This window comes from Paenibacillus sonchi (genome assembly GCF_016772475.1).
Classification (GTDB): domain Bacteria; phylum Bacillota; class Bacilli; order Paenibacillales; family Paenibacillaceae; genus Paenibacillus_AQ; species Paenibacillus_AQ sonchi.
This window is the reverse complement of record NZ_CP068595.1, coordinates 5,765,460-5,786,371: the sequence shown is the minus strand read 5'-3', so window position 1 is coordinate 5,786,371 and position 20,912 is coordinate 5,765,460. Positions and strand designations below refer to the sequence as shown.

Genomic DNA, 20,912 nt, shown 5'->3' with positions numbered 1-20,912 from the left:
TAAATATTATGTAAACCTAATCTATTTAACTTAATCTATTTAAGGCAAAATCCCGCTCAACAAAGACCCGCCAAGCGTTTCGGCTGCTAGCGGGTCCTAATGATGAGGTTCAGACTAGAGCATTTCCTGTATCAGGCGCTTTGAGAGGCGGTTGTTGCTTCGGCACGTTCTCTGGCATGCAGTCGTTTGTGTGCGGTAATGAGGAAGGGAAGGCCCAGTGCTGTGCTTAGAGCCAGCGGAATAAATACAGCCGGACCATTCGTGGCGCCGAATTCATCAAGCAGCAGCCCTCCGAGAACCGGGGCCATCACGTTACCCAGATTATTGAAGCCTATCGTGCCGAAATACGTGCCTTTCCATTCCGGCTTGGCAATCCGGTCAATCAGCATATCCATCATGGTAAAGAGCAGGACCTCTCCGATGGTGAACAGCACCACACTGAACATCAGCAGGGCTACCCCGCCAGCAACTCCGAACAGGACCAGACTGAGCGCCACGCAAATATTTCCCAGAATTAACGGAACAAGCGGCGGAAATCTGCTGGCTGTACGGACGATCGGGTATTGGACCACCAGTACGGTGACTGCGTTAAGCGACAGCATGTAGGAAAAAACCTGACTGCCATTCGAGAAATGAGTGTCGACCGCCAGATACTGTGCCAGCGTGGAACTGAAATGTCCATAGCCCAGCACACAAAAGACAGTCCCCACCAGCACCGGCAAAAATACCCGGTCCCGCCCGGTGACGGCCAGCGCTTCACGCAGCTTGGGAGCACGTGCTTCCGAACGTACAGGCAGACTGGCGCGATGAGCCGAGAACTGCATAAAGAGTACGATTCCGTAAGCAATATATACAACTCCGGCGATCACGAACGGGAAGGTGGATTTCGCCGAACCCAGCTGCAAACCGATGATTGGGCCAAACACAACACCCAGATTAACTGCTGCATACCGCAGATTGAAGACCAGCAGTTTATGATCCGGCGGGGTAATATCCGAGAGCAGCGCACGAGAAGTGGGTTCAAATACGGCACGGCACAGGCCATTCAGCGTATTCACCAGGAAAAAGACCCAGATGTGCTGCGCTGTGGAAAAGCCGAAAAAGACACATGCCCAGCCGAATACAGAGACCAGCATGACGATTTTGCGGCCGAAGACATCGGAAATGTACCCGCCATAGAAGCTGATCAGCACGCCTGCCAATGAGCTGACTGCAACGGTTATACCGGTCTGTGAATGTGATGCGCCAAGAACCTGGGTTAAATAAATGGATAAAAAAGGAATGCTCATCGAGGTTACCAGACGGCCGAACATGGTGCCAATGATAATTGTCCAGGCCAAGGGATGGATTTGCTGCAAATGCTGTTTCATGTAATTGCGGATCTCCTAATCTGATTGCTGAATTTTGGGGTGAAAGCTTACCGGGACTGTTCAAAAAATACGGATAGATATGACACAGGCGTGTCTGCATGTGTATAATTGTACAGATAAAAGGGGGAAATAAAAGTGTAAGCTTTCCCTCCTCTCTTTCACCTTTAAAGGAGAACTCAATATGGATAACAATATCGTACATTTTCTGCGGTTGGCTTCGGCCTTGAATCCCCTTTCCAGACTCCAGGAGCCGATTCCGGTGACTATAGAGCTGCTGGCTTCGGTCCTGTGCTGCACTCCCCGTAATGTAAAATTCATTCTGCGCAAGCTGGAAGACAAAGGCTGCATAGAGTGGCAGCCGGGGCGGGGGAGAGGACATAAATCCGGGATGGCCTTTATGCGGAGCGTGGAAGAGGTATTGGAGGAGCATCTTCAAGAGCTTACCGGCAAGGGGAAAATCAAACAGGGGATCGAGCTGATTGGCTTGCCCGAGGTGAACGGTCCGCTGCAGGAGCGCCTCTTGTCGCTTTTAAATATGCATATGGGCTACCACAGTGAGACTGAATCCATTACCGGGCTGGATACGCTGCGCATCATCCGCAACCGGCGAATGGAGAAGCTGGACCCCGCTTCAGTGTATAGAGCCTTTGAATCCTACCTGATCGAACAGATCTGCAGCACGCTCGTCATCTATGATGCCAAGAACAACAGCTTTTTGCCGGGACTGGCCCATATGTGGGAGGCCAATCCGGAGCATACCAGCTATATATTCTATCTGCGTAAGAGAGTGCGTTTTCATCACGGCAGGTTTCTGACCTCCAAAGATGTGAAAGAGACGCTGCTGCGGCTGACTGACGGGCAAAGTCCGGTCTCTTGGCATTACCGGGATATTGTATCGGTCGAGCTTCAGGGGGATCACCGTATCCGCATCGATCTGGCGCGCCCCAATCTGTTCTTTCTGCATTTATTCAGCTGTGTGCACATGTCCATAGTGCCATATGATGTGGATTTCCTGCATCAGCCGATTGGTACAGGCCCTTACCGCCTATTGGATTACAACGAGAAGGTTCTGGTGCTGGCAGCTTTTGATGATTATTATGCGATACGGCCGCTGCTCGACCGGGTTGAAATCTGGTATGTGCCGGAGCTGGGCTATAATGACCGTACTTATCAGCTGCCGGACACGGAGCCGGGTGGGACCGGCGCCGGTGAGGGAGAGTGTGCCAATCTCAGCATTGACTATCCGGCACTGGGCTGCAGGTATATTATGATGAACTTTCGCCGGAATGGGCGGCAGCATCACCCGTTGTTCCGGCAGGTGCTGCGGATGCTGTACCATCCGGAAGCGCTGGTGCGTGAATTGGGGGGCAACCGGATCACACCGGCGGACAGTTTTTTGCCCTGGATAAGCCGCCGCACCCTGTGGAACCGGCCTTCCTTTGAAGCAGCGGAAAAGCTGCTGCGTTCCAGCGGCTATCAGGGAGAAGAGATCACGCTTGCCTATGCATCCAGGCGGGAAGAAGAACGGGAAGAAGCGGAGTGGCTGCAGCAGCGCGGAGCACGAATCGGTCTGAACCTCCGTCTTGCACCCTATTACAATTTTAATATGGGAGAGCTTTTTCGGCAGGCCGATCTATTGCTTGCGGAGGAGGTGCTGGAGGACGACTGGCAATGGGGGATGATTAACTATTTCATGAACCGGTCCAATCACTTTTATTCGCTGCTGCAGCAGAGCCAGCGGGACGAGATCGAAGCGCAGCTGCAGGATTTTGCCGGGGTGCCGGAGGCGGCTGGAATTCTGCTGTTGGAGCGTGCGGAATCCTTGATTCGTGACAACTGCTGGGTTCTGTACGGCTCCCATCTGAACAAAAGAGCGCAGCTCAACCAGAGCCTGTTCGGCCTGCATACCGGTTCTTTTGGTTTTCTTGATATCTCCAGGCTGTGGATCAAAACGGGATTTGCAGAGACAGCGCAAGGAGGCAGCATTGGAACCGGTACTGGAACTGGCAGGTCCAATTCCGATTCGGTAGAATAAGATAGGGCAAGCACAATGACTAAAGGGAGCTGAGGGCAAATGAACCATGCACAACCAGGAATCAGCACATTTCTGATGTTTGAAGGACAGGCTGAAGAGACGATGAATTTCTATGTTTCATTGTTCGACCGTTCGGAAGTAACCAGCATTAAGCGTTATGGCCCAGGTGAAGCCGGAGCAGAGGGAACGGTGATGCATGCTTCATTTACGATCAAGGGAGCTTCCTTCATGTGCATTGACAGCCACGTGAAGCACGGCTTTTCTTTCACACCGTCTATTTCACTGTATGTCAATTGCGCGAGTGAAGCAGAGCTTGATGCTGTTTTTGAACAATTATCTCAGGGGGCAAATTCTGATGCCATTAGGTGAATATCCCTTCAGCCGCAAATTCGGATGGGTTGCCGACCGGTTCGGCGTGACCTGGCAGCTCAACCTGCCGGACCCGGAGTAAATTAACAGGTGCCTCCTATCCCCGCATGTGATAGAAATGAATCGAGAATCGAAGCCAAAGGATTGAGGAAATTCACCGCATCACTTAAAAATGTCAAAAGAGCCGCACCGCCGACCCGCCTGGTGTTCTATGAAGATCTGGTAGCCACAAGCGGCGGGGCACTGGCGATGCTCGCCGTGCTGGTGACCGCCTTTACCAGCTTCAAGCTGCTTGACGGTTTGTCCAGCATTCTGATTGCCTTTATGATGATCGGGGTTGCTTTTCGCGTGGGATATGACAATATGGTCGGGCTTATCGGTGTAGCTGCCCCTCCGGAGATTGAAGAACGGGTCGACCGGATCATCTTCGACGAACCGCAGGTGACGGATATTTACCAAATGCGTATTTTGCAGGAGGAGCGATATTATCACGTCGAGGGGCTGATCGAGCTGAAGAAGGGGATGACCCTGGCCGATGCGGATGATATCAAATTCAAGGTCAGAGAAAAACTGCTGGCAGACCCGCACATCTCGGATGTTACGCTCGGAATTCTGGAGGATAATGGCATCCGCAACTGGGAGCCGCAGACGGATGATTAACTTTTTCAATAGGTACTAATGGAATAAACAAGTGGAAACGGCTACGCCGTCCTTTTAAAGGACGGGGTGTTTCAGCGAGAAATAGAAGGATAATTTATAGCGTGAAACATATAAATTCTTATATTTCAAAAAAGGGGAGTGCTGCGAAAGCAGCATTCCCTTTTTTGAAAGGTTCTTTTGTCAGCTCTTATCCTACTTGTTTCCCATCGCATTTTTTGCAGACCGCAAGCTTGCCGCCGGAGGGATCTTTGCCAAAATATAAAAGCTTGATTCTTGTGCTGCCGCAGATCGGGCAGGTGCCTCTGCTCCGGGAGGGAGTCCGCCATAAGGCTTTGCCGCGTTTGTTCTTAGACATATTCTGTTCCACCTTCGCGCTTGATATCCTATCGTATGCCCAAATCGAGGGCAGCGTGAAAGGAGACGAAGGGAGAATGGGAGGTGTCTTATAGGCGGATCAATGAATCTTTGGAGGTTGAGACCTCATCGAATCGTTAAACTGGGTCACAAAAACACCTTCGTTCGGGCCAGGGTTATTTCGAAACATTTTTGCTTCTTCAACCAGAACTTCGTCTGTATCCGTACCAAGTACCTTTATCGTTGCTTCAATGAATGACGCAAGTGGCATCGCACGCGGTTCATCGTTGTTGCTTTGAACCCATGGCGGCACAATTTCTAATACTTTTACCGATGTGTCTTTAAGCATGTACCGTTGGGACAGCGTATAGGTATGAAGTGCTGCCTTCGTCGCGGAGTATACAGCAGTTGCCGCTAATGGCATAAATCCAAGTATCGAAGTCGTGTTGATGACAACCGCTTCTTCTTTGGACTTCAAATGCTCGATCAATGCAGAAGTCATACGAATTGGGCCTAGCAAGTTTGTCTTGACAGTCGAAACCAAAACATCCTCATCAATCACGCCCCCGCGTCATCGGGCTGGATGATGCCGGCGTTGTTCACCAAGACATTTAAATCCGGGTGTTCTTCGATTAACTGTTTAGCGGCCGCCTCTATGCTGGCAGGATCTTGTACATTCAATTCCACTGCGGATATGCCGGGATTCGCTTGGATTGTCTCCTCCAGACGCTCTTTACTCCGGCCAGAGATAATAACTTTATTCCCAAGCTTGTGGAGAGCTTCTGCTAACGCACGTCCAATTCCCGAACCGCCGCCTGTAATGAAAATCGTGTTTCCTGTAAGTTTCATTTTGTAAACCCTCCTGATTTAATATAAATTATCGATTTTTTGTATACCTTCTCTTAAATTAAACATATGTTGAATTAATAACATATGTTTTATATAGTGAATGTACCAGAGCGATAAATGGTGTTCAATGGTTAAAACAAGCTCCGTTGTTGATTTTTCAACAGAGGGCTTCGGTTTGTTTATTCTGTATAGGATAAAGGGGAGAAGAATATGGACAGGCGTATTCAAAAATCGAGGCAAGCGATTATTGATGCTTTTATGAGGCTGATGTCAGAAAAGGAATTCGAGAGCATAACGATCAATCAAATTGCTGAGGAAGCGAATGTCAATCGGGGAACGGTGTATTTGCATTTCAAAGACAAGTACGATCTGCGCGATCAACACTTGGAAGCTCAAATTAACCAGTTACTACATAAATGTATGTCTGAAGATAACATGGTTCATCTCCCTTCCAAAACCGCGCTATTACGCACGTTTGAATATTTGGAGCAGCATGCTTCTTTCTATTCCTTAATGCTGAAGAGCAAGGGAAACACGGTTTTTCGAAACCAAATGGAGTCAATGTTCCGGCAAAGACTAAGCGAGCATCTGGATTCGATCAACCTCGATGGGGAGTTGAACAGGGACATTACAGTGCAATTTTTAATTTCAGCGGCAGTAGGTGTATTGGAATGGTGGATTATCCGTTCGATGCCATATCCGGCATCGGTCATGGTTGAACAATTTTGGAATTTGCTGAACCAAGGTGTCGGATCAGAGAAATCCAAATGATTGCCGGCAATTGGAGAATTAGAGAGTATGTACAAATAGTCTATTTAACGCCAAAAAAACAGCGTATAACATAAATTATACGCTGTTTTGCATGAGAGCGATTTTATTTGAGAAATAGGGCACTTATACGACCTGAATCAAGTGATCAAAAAGGGGAAATATAATGTTTTAGTTAAAAAATACCTATTATATTGAACTTATCGACTTCCGTCTAAAGTTTCGAAATCAACTACTGCTGCACCGTGCTATAATTATTCAAAAAACAAGTAGGTGGACTAGTTGATGTATAGCAGTTCCAAACGAAACTGGAGATCGGACAAGTTATCCCGGCTCGGTTCCTCGATATTTGCCGAAGTGGCAGCATGGAAAGGGGAGGCGGCCAAATCCGGCCTGGATGTGATTGATCTGGGGATCGGCAGTCCGGATCAGGCGCCCGCTCCGGAAATCCGGCGGGTTCTAAGTGAAGCCGTACTCAGAGAGAATAGCTATTCCTATCCGTCGTCGAAGGGAAGCGCGGCATTCCGCAGGCAGGCAGCGGCCTGGATGGAAGCGAGGTTTGGTGTAAAGATAGACTCAGAAGACGAAATCGTGGCACTAATGGGCTCACAGGATGGACTCGCACACTTGGCGCTTGCCGTCTGCAATCCGGGTGATCTGGCGATCGTGCCTGACCCCGGTTATCCGATTTACTCCGGTTCGCTCGCAATAGCCGGTGTGAGAGCGTGGACGCTGCCTCTGCTGGAGCGGAATGCCTTTATTCCTGATTTGGACAGCATTCCCGATGAAATTTGGCAAGAAGCGGTATTTATTCTGCTCAGCTTTCCCGGCAATCCCATTTCGACAACGGTGGATCTGGCTTATATGGAGAAATTAATTACGCTGGCCCGCAAATGGAACGTGCTGGTCATTCACGACCTGGCTTATTCGGAAATGGGTTTTGACGGGTATAAGCCGGTTAGTATACTGCAGGTGCCGGGGGCCTTGGATACCGCGGTTGAATTCCATTCCTTCTCCAAAAGCTTCAACATGGCCGGCTGCCGTATCGGCTTTATGACTGGCAACCGCGAGGCGGTACATGCGCTGCGGGAGCTTAAGAGCAATGTGGATTATGGCGTATTTGACCCGATCCAGGAGGCAGCCGTGGCTGCGCTGGAGCTGGCGATGAAAGCCGGATCGGATGGGGGCGTCGCCCCGGTGTATGAACGGCGCCGGGATGTGTTCATTGCGGAGTTAGCCCGGCAAGGCTGGGCAGTTCCGAAACCCAAAGCGACAATGTTTATCTGGGCGCCGCTGCCTGAAGCTTACACTGCCGGACAGGAAGAAGGAAGATCTCGCAGCTTCGCACGTGACCTTTTATTGAAAACAGGGGTAGCAGTTATTCCTGGAGATGCTTTCGGGGAACAAGGGGACGGATTTGTCCGGATTGCGCTGGTAGAAGAAGAAAGGCGGCTCTTGGAAGCCGCCCGGAGAATAGGGGAGTATCTGCGTAGAATAGGCTAATCTTCTGGAGCGTTATTTCCATTCTTTTGGCAAGGCTACCGCAAGTAGATTGTGCTCCGTTGGAATCAGTGCCGTTCCGTTAACAATGCTGATATTTCCAAAATAGGGGGTGGAGGCTCCGCTTTTAATCATCCCCAGCAATGCTCCGGTATCGGAATGATTAATGGAGATGTACCCGTTCTCGTAAATGGCGAATACAGCCTTGCCAACCCGCTCCAGATGTTCTACCTTGCTTGCCGGATTGTCGAATGTAACGACGCTGTCGTCGGCAAGATGAACGCCGGTAATTTGAGTGCCTTTTTGAAAAAATGCCATTCCATCTGCAGGGCCAGCCAGCCATTTTCCGAAGCTTTCATAGCTTTTTGGGGCAGTGCCGGCATTCGCTCCACGTGTAAAGCGCGTTAGAATATATTCATCCTTATCCAGATTACCGTCTACTGAATAGACATAAGGTTTCTGAATAGAAGTGAAGAAATTTCCCTGTCTGGAGATGTCGTCCAGAGCTTGGTAGTTTTCCTTGTTGGTCACTTTGCCTGTCGCGGGATCCATGCTCACCAGTGTCAATAGATGGCCCGGTACAGGAGCTTTTCCATTTTCATATTCGGCCTTCGCTTGTTCCCGCAGCACAAAATGCCCATCCTGATAAGCAACCATGCTGCAGATCCCTTCGGTTCTCCAGAGCTGCTTGCCGGTAGCGGGGTCAAGGCCAAAAAATTGTCTACGAATATTATCGACTGTACTGGAAACTACGAGTACGCCCTTGTATTCTCCATGCAGGGTGCCAACGTACATGGGGATTTTTTTGTTCTCCCATAATTTCTTGCCGGTAGCCGGATGGTAGGCGGCCACGCCGCCGCTCTCATTGGCGAAATAGACTTTGCCGTTCATCAGTTGGGCTTGCCCGCCAATCTCCATAGGGCGCTCAGATACTTTTACCTTCCAGAGCAGCTTACCGGTCGAAGCGGAGACTTTTACTAGTTGTTCATTATTGTCAATGAAGAATACGGAATTATTCGTAACGATTTGCGGATGTTCGCCAGTTTTGTACGACCACCGGATTTGGCCGGAAGCAATATTTTTGGCATAAAGCGTATTTTTGGCAGAAAAATAGAGAATTCCATTCATAACCGGTTGTGTGGTGTCATACATGCCCATGCCATCCGTTGCGACTTGCCACTTCAGAGGCAGTAGGGAGTCTTTGGAGACTTTAGCAGCAGTGCTGCCTGCGGAGGCTGCGTGTGCTGTACCAGTATGGATGGCTTGCAATGAAAGGCCGATACCGGAAGACAACAGGGAAAGGGAGAGAAAGGCAGAAAGTATAGGTTTAATAGATTTAACTTGTGGCAAAGGTTTCCACTCCTTGAGATTATTCTAAAGAGTTAGACGCATGAATCGGTTTTTAGTTGCTAAAATAAGTAAGATGATATAGTTTACATAACAATTAATATGGTAACTTAAAAGTTGAATGGCTTTTTTATTTTAGAGAGAAATAGAAGGGGGGAGTAATTGATCCACACACGGTTGACGCTCACTCTTTGTAAATGTTATTCTTTAATAATACCCATTTTATGGGTCACTATTTAAGGAGCGTTTGACATGAAGTTACCTTTACACGATCGATTCATTGAGCAAGCAATTGAGCATGTGAGGCAAGATCAACGACTTATAGGTCTCCTCGCAGGCGGATCTATGATGTACGGTGAAATGGATGAGTATAGTGATCTGGATTTAATAATCGTCTACAAACCTGCTTTCCGAAGCGAGATCATGCAACAACGGCTCCTAATTGCCGAAAAGCTCGGCAACTTACTTTCTGCATTCACAGGCGAGCATGTCGGGGAACCCAGATTGCTTATTTGTTTATATGGCCCAACCCCACTTCATGTCGACCTTAAATTTGTACAACTGGAAGAGCTCGAATCCCGAATTGAGAATCCACTGATTCTATGGGAAAGAGGTTCTGATATTACAAAGATAATCAGTAAAACAAGTCCGTTTCTCCCTTCCCCTCATCCTCAATGGATTGAAGACCGCTTCTGGGTATGGGTGCATTACTGCGCTACAAAATTAGGGAGAGGCGAATTATTCGAATTAATCGATACTTTAACATTTATGCGCAATGTAGTGCTGGGCCCGTTGGTACTCATTTGCAACGGCCATCCCCCGAGAGGGGTTCGAAAGCTCGAGAAATACGCTCTCAAGGAACTGGAGGAACTAAAAGGAACAATTCCCATTCACAGCTTCGATAGTTGCTACCACGCGCTAAAAAATACAATCAAGATGTACCAACGTCTACGCCAAGTTTCGGAAATTTCACCTAGGAAGGAAGCAGAACGCGTCTCAATCGAGTTCCTTGAGGGTATATATTCAGAACAATTCCAATAGCAACTTGTTCAACTAAGGGAGAAGATAGTTTAAAACTGAGCAAAGCAGTGGGCAACAATACTTTAGAAAAGGGCCTCATAGGTAAGGACCCTGCATTCGGCAGGGTCCTTACCTATGAGCATAGAGCAAACGGGTGAAGATTTGGTACAGCAGGGAGGTGCTATAGGTTACGTTTGATTTGTTCGAAACCCTCTTTAATTGTACCAATGACGATTTTGGGCTCAGAAAATTGAGGGAAATGTCCGCTATTTGGAGCGGAGACATGTTTACTGTACCTGGACAATGAGAGCAGTTCCATTTGATGCTGCATCCGTTTTTTTTGGACGATCTCCGGGATCATGCGATTTTCTTTCCCGCCAGTGATCACATATACAGGGATGTCGGGGAACTCAGCGCCTGCCTCGATTTGTTCCACTGTTTCTTTAACATATTTGTCTTCATTAAATTTTTTATGTGGAGATAAGAAATCAAATACCGTTAACATTTTGTTAATGGTTTTTACGGCTTTACCTTGATAATCCCCAAGACTTAGATCTTTCGGGTGGCTCGATTCCAGAAACACAACACCCGCTACTTCGCTTGGGTAACGACGGGCATATAAGTTTGCATATAATCCGCCTAAGGAATGTCCAACCAGCAAGAATGGAGGCTCAAAACCAACGATTTTTAATGCTTCCCGTAATGTTTCAACAATCGTTAGCCCAACTTGGGGTTCCCGCGGCTTATCACTGCCTGCAACGCCGAAACGGTTATAGGAAAAAACAGAGCAGAACTCTGAAATTTCCGGCAGGATCTTCATCCAACCTTCTATAGGCCCAGAACCGCCGTTGATTAATACAACATTAGGTTTGTGGTTCCCGCTTATATTGTATTGCAGCTTCCCACGTGATGTATTCAGATATAACAACTCTAGAGCCAACATGTCTCACCTCAACCTTGTAATCTCAGCATTATGGAGTAATACGATGGTGTTAGAGACTGGTTTCGTAGGGTTTGGCTTTGCTGCTTTGCTAAAGAAATTTAATAACAATTACAAGTTAACATAATATAAAGTATGTGAACCAAATGTTTGCCTCAGGATCAAAAAACAGGCCAGCACCGGACAATATCCAATGCAGGCCTGTTTTCTATAAGAGGTAAATGTCAAACCAACTATTGACGGAGCCAGCTGGTAGCAAGCAGCAATGCTCCTTTTTTGGCGTTGGTTTCAGCCAGGGCATTCAGCATCACAAAGTCATGAATAATCCCCTGGAACCGGACCGCGGTCACAGAGACTCCGGCTTCACGCAGTTTATTGGCATAGGCTTCACCTTCATCCCGGAGGACATCGGCTTCGGCGGTTATAATCAAAGCTTCGGGTAAGCCGCTAAGCTGCTCCAGACTGGCCCGCAGCGGGGAGGCAGTGATCTGGGCGCGCTCTTCCTCGCTGGTGGTATATTGGTCCCAGAACCATTTCATCCCGGTCCGCTGCAGGAAGTAGCCTTCTGCAAAAAGATGGTAGGATTCGGTATCAAAAGAAGCGTCCGTTACCGGATAGAACAATAGCTGCTTGGAAATCGCCGGGCCGCTCCGTTCCTTGGCCATCAGGGTAATGGCAGCAGTCATGTTGCCGCCGACACTGTCGCCAGCTACGGTTAATTTGCTTGTGTCCAAGCCATATTCAGAGCCATGCTCAGCAATCCATGTCAGCACCGCATAAATTTCTTCAAGGGCTGTAGGGTATTTGGCTTCCGGCGAGAGGCTGTATTCCGGGAATACGACTGCTGCTCCGGCACCGGTTGCCAGTTCCCGGATCAGCCGGTCATGGGTGTGGCTGTTGCCAAAAACCCAGCCCGCCCCGTGGATATACAGAATGACAGGCAGTGCTTCACCTGAAGTGTTCACCGGGCGGATAATCCGCACCCGAACCTCTCCGCCTGGTCCGCCAGGAACCGTGAGGTCCTGAAGATCCGCTTCCGGTTTGTAAATCTCACTGGACTGTACGGTGTTCACCGTTTCGCGTCCTTTTTCAGGTCCCAGGTCGGGGAGAAATGGAGGTTCGGCATTGTCGTCGGCAAATTTCCGGGCTGCCGCTTCAAGAATGATTTTATTATCTTTTGACATGGTCAATCGTCTCCTTCTATCCCATTTGGGCAGTCTCCCTTCATTCATAACCAGGTTTGCCTTTTCTGAAACGTCAGACGCTGCTGCTAATCAATGGTGTCTGGAAATTTTATTGAATGAAAAGCGAACGGTTTGGCGTGAAGGAAGTATGGAACCCGTTCGAACCAGCAGCGATAAGCTGAAGTTTCCGCCATTGGGCAAAAATAGGCAGTTGCTATTGCAGTATACCCCATTACCCTTTCCGATAAAGTACAGAGGTTCAAATTTCAAGTTCCTTTGGAGTGGGATAAAGATGAAGTGAAATTGTAAAATCAGCAGGCCGCAGCGACCTTGGGAATAAGGACGGCTGCGGCCTGCTGTTTGGTGCGTGGTGGCTATATAGATAGTCACTATGATACATACACTGCGATAAAGCTAAAGCGCTTGACGCTCAGCCTCTTGCGGATCATGGGGCGCTAGCTCAGGACGAAGGTGTTTGATGTTGCCTCTGGTATACACAATCAGGAAAAAGAGGGCGGCAATGACCAGCGGATAGCCAATGGCCCAGCCGGTAAAAGGAAACACAGCCGCTGTTGCGGTGAAGGAAATCCAGCTGATTATAACGCCCAGCCGGTTGCCTTTCAGGAGCCTGATTCCTGCCGCGCAGCCCCCGATATATGTCAAAATGAAGGTGGCATTGGGAAACTGGATCAAGGTGGTAATCGACAGCAAGCCGCTTCCGTAAAGAAACAGCACAGCGGCAAAACACAGCAGCAGGAAGCCGATGGCACCTGTCGGTGTCTGATAGCGGCTGGACAAGCGGCCCATCCATTTGGGGGCGTAGCCCTGCCGGGATAGGGCGAACGCTACCCGTGAAGCCGCTCCGGTATATGCGATAATGGTCGCGGTGCAGATGAAGAGTCCGGTCAGTCCGGCAATGAAGCCGCCCCAGGAGCCCAGCGGCTGGCTGATGATCCAGATGAGGGAGGAATCTGCTCCGCCCCGCAGATAGCTCTGGGTACCGACGGTGGCAAGAGCGGACAGAAAGTACAAGACACCTACAATAATGGCAGCGATGGTGACGCCCCGGACTGCAGCCCGCTGCGGGTCTTTGAACTCTTCAGACAGGTGGGACACGGCTTCCCAGCCGATAAAACACCAAAACAATATTGCCGCCGCCTGGCCGACGCTCATCCAGCCGTGCGGAGCGAAAGGCGTGAAGTGCGCACTTTCCATCCGGGGAAGCGCGGCGGCGAAGGAGAATACCAATACGGCGACGATGGCGATTACCACAGCTATCTGTACCTTCCCGGCTACCTGCATTCCAATCCAGTTCGTAACCAGACCAATTCCCAGCATGGCTGCAGCCATGGCAATTCTGGCGCTGTCGCCCCAGCCCATAGCTGCGGTCATGTAGCCGGCACCGGTTAATGCGGCGACGGGACCGCCAATCGGTACTGACATCAGGAAGAACCAGCCGACCAGGGCTCCGGCCTTCGGGCCAAAAGCCAGCGTGACGAAGTGGGAGACGCCTCCCGCATTCGGAAACCGGGCGGAGAGAAGACCCATCGACAGAGCCAGGGGAAGAATCAGGAGGGTCATGAATCCCCAGGCGAGCAGGGAGGCCGGACCGGCCATCTCTGCTGCAAGCCCGGGAACGATCAGCACCCCTGACCCCAGCACGGCTCCAATGTACAGGGCAATGGCCTGCGGCATTCCGATATTGCGTTGTAAAGTTTCTTTCATAGTGAACATGGCCCGCTTTCCTTGTATTTACGTATAGATTATCAGATAATAGATCCATTGGAAAAACGGAATTATCAGATGACATCCATTCAAAAAACCGATGATATAGCTTAGCAAAGGGGGAAGTCAAGTGGAATCACGCCACCTGTTCACGTTTCTAGTCGTAGTGGAAACCGGAAGCTTTACGCGTGCCGCCCAGAAGCTGGATTATGCGCAGTCCAGCATTACTGCGCAGATCCAGGCGCTTGAAGCAGAGCTGGACCAGCCGTTGTTTGACCGTATCAGCAAAAAGATCATTCTCACCGACGCCGGACGCCGTCTGCTCCCTTACGCCCAGGAAATCTCCCGGATGCATACCCTGGCTGAGGTTGCGCTGCGTTCGGATACTGAACTGTCCGGAGCACTGCGCATTGGCGCACCGGAGTCGCTGGCCGCATTCCGACTGCCGGGCATTATTAAGGAATTCCGCGGGCGCTATCCTCAGGTGCAAATTACTCTGAAGCCGGGTGTCTGCTGGGAACTTACCGAATTCGTCCGTTCCGGAGAGCTGGATCTGGTGTTTCTGCTGCAGCCGGAGACGGAGTATAAGGATCTTCACACGGAGACGCTCATTCAGGAGGCGATGGCGCTGGTTGCTCCGCTGGGCCATCCGCTTCTGGAGCTCGCTGAGGTACTGCCGCATCATCTGAAAGATGAGACCATACTCCATACCGAAACCGGCTGCACCTACCGGACCTTGTTCGAGCGCCATTTGAACAGTCACGGCGTATTCCCCGATCCGAAACTGGAATTCTGGAGCGTTGAAGCAATCAAGCAGTGCGTGACCGCCGGTCTGGGCCTGTCATTTTTACCGATGATTACGGTCCAGAGTGAGCTGGCTGAAGGCAAGCTGGCCCGGCTCCATTGGAATGACGAGTCGCAGCGGGTAGCTACCCAAATCGCTTACCACCACAAAAAGTGGAAATCGCCCGCGCTTGCAGAATTCCTGTCCACTATTCAGAAACATGCGGCAGAGTGGAGAAATGGGGCATCGTTCACTGCACAAACGAACCTGTTATCCAGTTAATTCTATGAACTTATTCTATGGTAATCGTAAAATAGACCATTATGATCCCGGGGAGGAGACAGGACATGAATGATTCAGAGCCTGACTATGAGGAAGAGCTGGAGGCTTTTGTCATCTGGATGAAGGATGCCGGATTTACCCCCTATACCCAGAAGTCCTATCTCGCCGATGTGCGGGAATTCCTGGGGAGTCTGAACGGCAAAAGCCTGGAGAACGTCAAGAAGCTGCATATCATCTCCTATCTTACCTCGGTCCGTGAGCGGGGGTCAGTGATGCTACGCGTAACCGCAAGCATGCTTCGGTCAATTGCCTGTTCAAGGCGCTGATGGAGCTGGAGCTGCTGGCCGCCAATCCTGCTGCGGGAATCAAGAAATCCAAGACCGAAAAAAACCGTGAGCCCGTCTACCTGGAGGAACATGAACTGCAGCGGTTTTTGTCTGCGGTTGAAGGCAAGTACAGAAGCAGGAATCTGGCGGTTTTTCTGCTCATGTCCTACATGGGATTGCGGGTAGGGGAGGTGCATACCCTGAACTTAAGCGATTATAATGCGGAACGCCTTACGCTCCGTGTTTTCGGAAAAGGCCGCAAATGGCGGAATATTCCGGTGCCTGCGGAGCTGGCTCCTTTTTTGGAGCAAGCCCTGTCTGAGCGGCTGGAGCCTTGGCGCAGCAAGGAGGAAGCTATGTTCATTTCGCAAAAAGGGCGCAGACTCTCCATCCGGGCCATCCAGGGGATTGCAGCTGATACCTTTGGCCGTTTCCAGGCAGAAGTTCCCGCTGCCCGCCACAGGCCATACTCCAGCCATAAGCTGCGCCATTCCTTCGCCACCATGCTGCTGCGCAAAGGGGCAGACTTGCGGACCGTGCAGGAGCTGCTGGGCCACTCGTCCATCCAGACCACTACCGTGTATACGCATATCACTAACCGGGAGAAGGAAGAAGCGATGGCCCGGCTGCAGATCAGCATGCCGGAGTAATCTTTGCATTCTATATACGGCGACCGTTCAGAGGGACCTTTAATGCGGGGACAGCATAAAGCCGGAAAGCTGTAACGGGGCAAGGACCTATTTCATTGGCAGACATGACGATTCATGTTATATTTGTTAAGTTCAGAAGCTCCGTCCTTTCAGTATGGGGGTTATTCTCCATTACTTGAAGGGCGTTTTCTTTGTTTGCCACTTTTCAGCAGCACGACAAAAAGACTATCCCCTCCCTCGATGTGAGGGGAGATAGTCTCTGTTCTTGCTGAGCTTGTCTTACAGCTCCAGCTTAGAGATTTCACTCTTCAGCTTCTCAGCCGATTTCTGGAACAGGGTTTTCTCATCTTCACTCAGCGGAAGGTCCAGCACTTCACGGACACCGGAACGGTCAACTACGCAGGGGGCACCCAGGAAAACATCGGATACTCCATTATAGTTGTTCAGCAGAGTGGAGACATTCAGCACGGCGCCTTCATTATGCAGAATGGAGACCACGATCCGGTCCAGTGCTAGTGCGATCGCATAGGAGGTTGAACCTTTGGCATCAATGATCTCGTAAGCGGCATTTTTGGTATCCTCGAAGATTTCCTTACGTTCCGCATCGTCAAACCCAAGATCGATTCCGGCAACGTTGGCGAGGCTCCATACCGGAAGCTCGGAATCTCCATGCTCGCCGATAATCTGACCGTGAATGCTGCGCGGGTCGATTTCTTTGTGGAGACCAATCAGGTAGCGGAATCTGGCGCTGTCAAGCACTGTACCCGAGCCGATAACACGTCTGCGGTCGAAACCGCTGATCTTCAAGGTGGCATAAGCCAGAATGTCCACCGGGTTGGTAGCGATCAGCAGGATCGCGTGATGGTTGTATTTCGTGATTTTTTGGATGATGTCTTTAAAAATGGAAATGTTTTTACGGAGCAGATCAATCCGGGTTTCGCCCGGTTTCTGGGAGGCGCCAGCGGTCACAATAATAATATCTGCTTCGCGGCAATCTTCATAGGTTCCTGCCCAGAGCTTCACACCACCGACAAAAGGCATGCCATGATTCATATCAAGTGCTTCACCAAGTGCTTTCTGATGATTGACGTCAATAAGTACCAGTTCCTGCATGCGTCTGCGCAGCAGCAAAGTATAGGCAGTTGTCGTACCGACAGCACCTGTGCCAATCACTACGACACGATTGGGTTTGAATGGGGGGCCATTGTTACATCTCCTCCTGAGTTTTTGAAGTTTTTGTGTCCAATCTTATCCATCATAATCGCTAAGGTTAGTGTTTTCAAGCGGTCTGCTTTTAATCCATTACCCGAAACTGGGCAAGTTAACAAGGATTTTGGAAGAAGGGAGCAAGTAATGTTTAGTATTTCCACGTTTCTTGTAATTATTGGCGCCGGGTCTTAAAAGGCCGGCCGCTTCTCAAAAGCATTATCTATTTATTCAGAAGACAGGGGAGAATTTACGAATGGATTTATTCCGCAAAAAACCTTTGACCGCTCCAGTAAGCTCCGGAGGAGACAAGCTCAGCAAGACACTTGGTGCACTGGATCTGACCTTGCTTGGTGTGGGAGCAATCATTGGTACCGGTATATTTGTAATGACGGGAGTAGCAGCTGCAGAGCATGCAGGACCAGCCCTGGTGCTCTCTTTTGTGCTGGCAGGTATAGCCTGCGTGCTGTCGGCGCTGTGCTATTCCGAATTTGCTTCCACACTACCGGTGTCCGGCAGTGCGTATGCTTACAGCTATGTGGCTTTTGGCGAACTGTTAGCCTGGATGCTGGGCTGGGATCTCGTGCTGGAATACGGGGTGGCTGCAGCTGCAGTGAGCAGCGGGTGGTCTGGTTATTTCCAGGGCCTGCTCGAAGGCTTTGGCTTGCATTTGCCCACAGCACTCTCCGGGGCGTATAATGCGGACAAAGGAACGTTTATCAACCTCCCGGCGATTATCATCATTTTGCTGATTTCCTACTTGCTGACCCGGGGGTCAAGGAAACGGCCCGTTTTAATGCCATTATGGTTGTAATCAAGCTGTCGGTCGTTATTCTTTTTATTGTCACTGGCTTTTTTTATGTGAAACCGGAAAATTGGACACCTTTTATGCCCTTCGGGTTCCATGGTGTAGTCAATGGGGCGGCTACTGTATTTTTTGCCTATATCGGATTTGATGCCCTGTCTACTGCAGCAGAAGAAGTCAAGCGCCCGCAGCGTGATCTGCCGATCGGGATTATTTCCTCCCTTGCCATCTGTACGGTGCTCTATATCGTTGTATCGCTGGTACTTACCGGGATCGTTCCTTACCAGAGCCTGAATGTCAGCGATCCGGTTTCCTTTGCGCTCCGTTTTGTGGATCAGAATATGGTCGCCGGGCTGATCTCCGTAGGAGCCATTGCTGGAATGACTACGGTTCTGCTCGTTTTGCTGTTTGGCCAGACGCGGCTCTTGTTCGCAATATCACGTGACGGGCTTTTGCCGGAAGCCTGGTCCAAGGTCAGCAGGAAGACGCATACCCCTGTGCGCAGCACCTGGCTGGTAGGCGGTATTATTGCCGTGCTCACCGGTTTTGTCCCGCTGGACCGTCTGGCCAACCTGACCAGTATCGGCACACTGTTCGCCTTTCTTGTCGTTTCGCTCGGAGTTATCATTCTCCGGTATACCCATCCGAATCTGAAACGGGGCTTCACAGTGCCTTGGGTTCCGGTTGTGCCCTTGCTGAGTGCGGCGGCCTGCGGCTATTTGATGTATAATCTGGGAGAGAGACTTGGATTGGCTTCCTGATCTGGCTGGCCATCGGTTTGCTCATTTACGGATTATATGGCTACAAGCACAGCAAGCTGAATAATAACCAATAATTAATGAAGGAAGAGGAGAGAGCTTTGTCATATAAACTTACGGGGTTCAGGGTTCTGGGGGCTATATTCACGGTATTCCTGACCCTGCTTATACTCTCGGCTTGCTCTTCATCTCCTCCGGAGCCTTCCCAGCCCCCACAGCCGACGGAAGCGCCGGAAGAGGGGCAGACCATTACGTTGATTACACCGGACGCCAAGAACGTTAACAACGAGAAAACCGCGAAATACCAGATTCAGACCCGGCTTACAGATTTCAGACTGTTAAATGATTCCATGGGGCTGGCTTGGGGCGTGACCAAAAATGAACTGCGGATCTACATGACCGAGGATAACGGCGAAACGTGGAGCAATATTTCCCCGTCAGCCAATGTTCAATTTTTGTCAAACCCTGTCTATGGAAAAGACATATTGTTCACCGATCCCAGCAATGGCTGGATTATCCGCAGCGCCTCAGGGCTTACAGAAACGGTTGTATTGCGTACAACAGATGGGGGAAGCAGCTGGAAAGTCTCTTCTTTTCCTGATGCGAACGCTATTTCTTCCATCTATTTCAACTCCCCTGAGGATGGCTGGCTGATGACTTCCTGGGATGCCAAAGCTACCAAAGAGAGCAAAGCGCTGTATGCAACAAGCGACGGTGGCGCTACATGGAGCCTGGTGATGCAAAATGAACAGTATAATCCGAATTTGCCGAATAATACGATCCCGATCTCGGGTGTCATTACAGGGATGATATTCAAGGACATCAGCCATGGCTTTGTGACTATGCAGACCGGGGCACTGCCCAAGATCTATATGACCAAGGACGGAGCGGCAACCTGGAATCCGGGTCCGGAGTTTCTTGTGAATGATCAATTAAGGGATTGTGACAAGGTGATTACTGGGGAGCCTGATTTTTTTGATAAAGGCAGGTTGAACGGCTGGATGTCCGTAGGATGCCAAAAAGACAAAGAAGGCAGTATCACCTATAATGGTTATTTCACGGCCAATGGGGGAGAGAACTGGAAATTTGTATCCTTCGGGCTGGGACCCCTGACGGGGATCAACCGCCATGTTCCCCCAACCTTCTTGAATTCCCAAGTGGGCTGGGCCCTGAAGCAGGATGTGTTATATAAGACTACCAACCAGGGCAAGACCTGGACGGCGCTTCCGGCCAGCAGTGTGCTGCGATCCAAACTTGTGGATTATCCGGAAATTGTGAAGCTGCAATTCATATCCGGTGAAGTAGGCTGGCTGCTGATCGAGAAGAAAGAAGACCGCAAGTCGATTCTGCTGCAGACCACTAACGGTGGAGTAAGCTGGCGGGTGATGTAAAACCTAAAGGGTGTGTCCGGAAAGCCGATTCAAGGTTGGACGGACACACCTTCTTTTATAAGGAATTTGGTTGTGAAATTAAAATAAAATCTTATTTAAAATTTTCTTTAAAAATGTGAAAAAAATCACATGACAAATGAATCTCCCTGTGATATATTTAACACATAGAGAACATGTTCATTTTTTCACAAACTTTCATCCCGAATAGGAGAGATTATAATGAAAACTTTCGAAACGGATTATGTAACCAGAAACCTGCTGCAACTGTGCTACAACTGTGATGATGCACATCTCTGTGAAACAGAAGAACAATGCAGAGCCTGCTGGGCAGATAATGGAATGCTGCCTGAAGAAAATGATGAAACTAAGCAATTATTAGACCTCGTACACGCTTAATAGGACTGTCGTATAGACGTTAATGAAGGCCACCCTGATCTCTGCCCCCAGAGAATAGGGTGGTTTTTTTATCAAAAGAAAACCATACGCTATGCGTATGGTTCGGGAGAGCTTTCAGCGATGTACCAAAAAAATTCCTCCCAGTGTTACAATAAATTTGGTTCGCCAACCGAATTTATCGCACAAAAGGAGG

Annotated in this window: 14 protein-coding genes and 5 pseudogenes; 11 read left to right on the top strand and 8 right to left on the bottom strand. The window is 49.7% G+C overall.

The genetic code is table 11. The features are described from left to right. Nucleotides 1-131 precede the first annotated feature (131 nt). Nucleotides 132-1,370, bottom strand: a complete 1,239-nt coding sequence (locus JI735_RS25810) for an MDR family MFS transporter (protein WP_039832416.1) — start codon at nt 1,368-1,370, stop codon at nt 132-134. 181 nt (nt 1,371-1,551) lie between these two features. Here JI735_RS25810 and JI735_RS25805 point away from each other — a divergent pair, with 181 nt between their 5' ends. The 3 genes and pseudogenes from JI735_RS25805 to JI735_RS25795 form a co-directional block, all read left to right on the top strand. Beyond that, a complete protein-coding gene (locus tag JI735_RS25805; protein WP_063822051.1) occupies nt 1,552-3,405 on the top strand; it encodes an ABC transporter substrate-binding protein in 1,854 nt (617 codons plus the stop codon). Between the two features lie 39 nt (nt 3,406-3,444). Next, nucleotides 3,445-3,856, top strand: a pseudogene (locus JI735_RS25800) (VOC family protein). 35 nt (nt 3,857-3,891) lie between these two features. Next, nucleotides 3,892-4,434, top strand: a pseudogene (locus JI735_RS25795) (cation diffusion facilitator family transporter); the annotation flags it as partial. A 187-nt stretch (nt 4,435-4,621) separates the two neighbouring features. Here JI735_RS25795 and JI735_RS25790 read toward each other — a convergent pair. Both JI735_RS25790 and JI735_RS37525 read right to left on the bottom strand, forming a co-directional pair. Continuing rightward, nucleotides 4,622-4,789, bottom strand: coding sequence for a hypothetical protein (locus JI735_RS25790; protein WP_020427147.1), 168 nt, complete (start codon nt 4,787-4,789; stop codon nt 4,622-4,624). A gap of 99 nt (nt 4,790-4,888) precedes the next feature. Further along, nucleotides 4,889-5,637: pseudogene (locus JI735_RS37525) on the bottom strand (SDR family oxidoreductase). Between the two features lie 210 nt (nt 5,638-5,847). Here JI735_RS37525 and JI735_RS25780 point away from each other — a divergent pair. Both JI735_RS25780 and JI735_RS25775 read left to right on the top strand, forming a co-directional pair. Then, on the top strand, nt 5,848-6,408 hold the full coding sequence (locus JI735_RS25780) for a TetR/AcrR family transcriptional regulator (RefSeq protein WP_039832424.1): 561 nt from the start codon (nt 5,848-5,850) through the stop codon (nt 6,406-6,408). Between the two features lie 282 nt (nt 6,409-6,690). Continuing rightward, nucleotides 6,691-7,908 (top strand): aminotransferase class I/II-fold pyridoxal phosphate-dependent enzyme, encoded by a 1,218-nt coding sequence (locus JI735_RS25775; protein ID WP_039832425.1) that lies wholly within the window; start codon nt 6,691-6,693, stop codon nt 7,906-7,908. A gap of 12 nt (nt 7,909-7,920) precedes the next feature. On the opposite strand, the gene JI735_RS25770 is transcribed toward JI735_RS25775, so the two are convergent. Continuing rightward, complete coding sequence (locus tag JI735_RS25770; RefSeq protein ID WP_083886311.1) at nt 7,921-9,255, bottom strand: outer membrane protein assembly factor BamB family protein; 1,335 nt, start codon at nt 9,253-9,255, stop codon at nt 7,921-7,923. 249 nt (nt 9,256-9,504) lie between these two features. On the opposite strand from JI735_RS25770, the gene JI735_RS25765 reads away from it, so the two are divergent. Then, nucleotides 9,505-10,293 carry a nucleotidyltransferase domain-containing protein gene (locus tag JI735_RS25765; RefSeq protein ID WP_039832427.1) on the top strand — a complete coding sequence of 263 codons (789 nt, stop codon included), beginning with the start codon at nt 9,505-9,507 and terminating at the stop codon, nt 10,291-10,293. A 160-nt stretch (nt 10,294-10,453) separates the two neighbouring features. On the opposite strand, the gene JI735_RS25760 is transcribed toward JI735_RS25765, so the two are convergent. The 3 genes from JI735_RS25760 to JI735_RS25750 form a co-directional block, all read right to left on the bottom strand. Then, a complete protein-coding gene (locus tag JI735_RS25760) occupies nt 10,454-11,215 on the bottom strand; it encodes an alpha/beta fold hydrolase (RefSeq protein ID WP_085979213.1) in 762 nt (253 codons plus the stop codon). A 230-nt stretch (nt 11,216-11,445) separates the two neighbouring features. Then, the gene (locus JI735_RS25755) at nt 11,446-12,396 is read right to left on the bottom strand and encodes an alpha/beta hydrolase (RefSeq protein WP_202676569.1); all 951 of its coding nucleotides are present in this window, start codon (nt 12,394-12,396) and stop codon (nt 11,446-11,448) included. Nucleotides 12,397-12,810: 414 nt separating this feature from the next. Then, complete coding sequence (locus JI735_RS25750) at nt 12,811-14,121, bottom strand: APC family permease (RefSeq protein ID WP_202676568.1); 1,311 nt, start codon at nt 14,119-14,121, stop codon at nt 12,811-12,813. A gap of 130 nt (nt 14,122-14,251) precedes the next feature. On the opposite strand from JI735_RS25750, the gene JI735_RS25745 reads away from it, so the two are divergent. After that, entirely contained in the window at nt 14,252-15,187 is a 936-nt protein-coding gene (locus JI735_RS25745) for a LysR family transcriptional regulator (RefSeq protein WP_039832434.1), read from the top strand. Nucleotides 15,188-15,252: 65 nt separating this feature from the next. Beyond that, nucleotides 15,253-16,163 (top strand): annotated as a pseudogene (locus JI735_RS25740) (tyrosine-type recombinase/integrase). A 279-nt stretch (nt 16,164-16,442) separates the two neighbouring features. Here the strand turns inward: JI735_RS25740 and JI735_RS25735 are convergent. Further along, nucleotides 16,443-17,336, bottom strand: a complete 894-nt coding sequence (locus JI735_RS25735) for an L-lactate dehydrogenase (RefSeq protein ID WP_202676567.1) — start codon at nt 17,334-17,336, stop codon at nt 16,443-16,445. Nucleotides 17,337-17,625: 289 nt separating this feature from the next. Between JI735_RS25735 and JI735_RS25730 the strand changes: the two are divergent. The 3 genes and pseudogenes from JI735_RS25730 (at nt 17,626) to JI735_RS25720 (ending at nt 20,719) form a co-directional block, all read left to right on the top strand. After that, nucleotides 17,626-19,009, top strand: a pseudogene (locus JI735_RS25730) (amino acid permease). 3 nt (nt 19,010-19,012) lie between these two features. Then, entirely contained in the window at nt 19,013-20,323 is a 1,311-nt protein-coding gene (locus JI735_RS25725; protein WP_063822052.1) for a WD40/YVTN/BNR-like repeat-containing protein, read from the top strand. A gap of 219 nt (nt 20,324-20,542) precedes the next feature. Then, nucleotides 20,543-20,719, top strand: a complete 177-nt coding sequence (locus tag JI735_RS25720; RefSeq protein WP_020432222.1) for a hypothetical protein — start codon at nt 20,543-20,545, stop codon at nt 20,717-20,719. Nucleotides 20,720-20,912 lie beyond the last annotated feature (193 nt).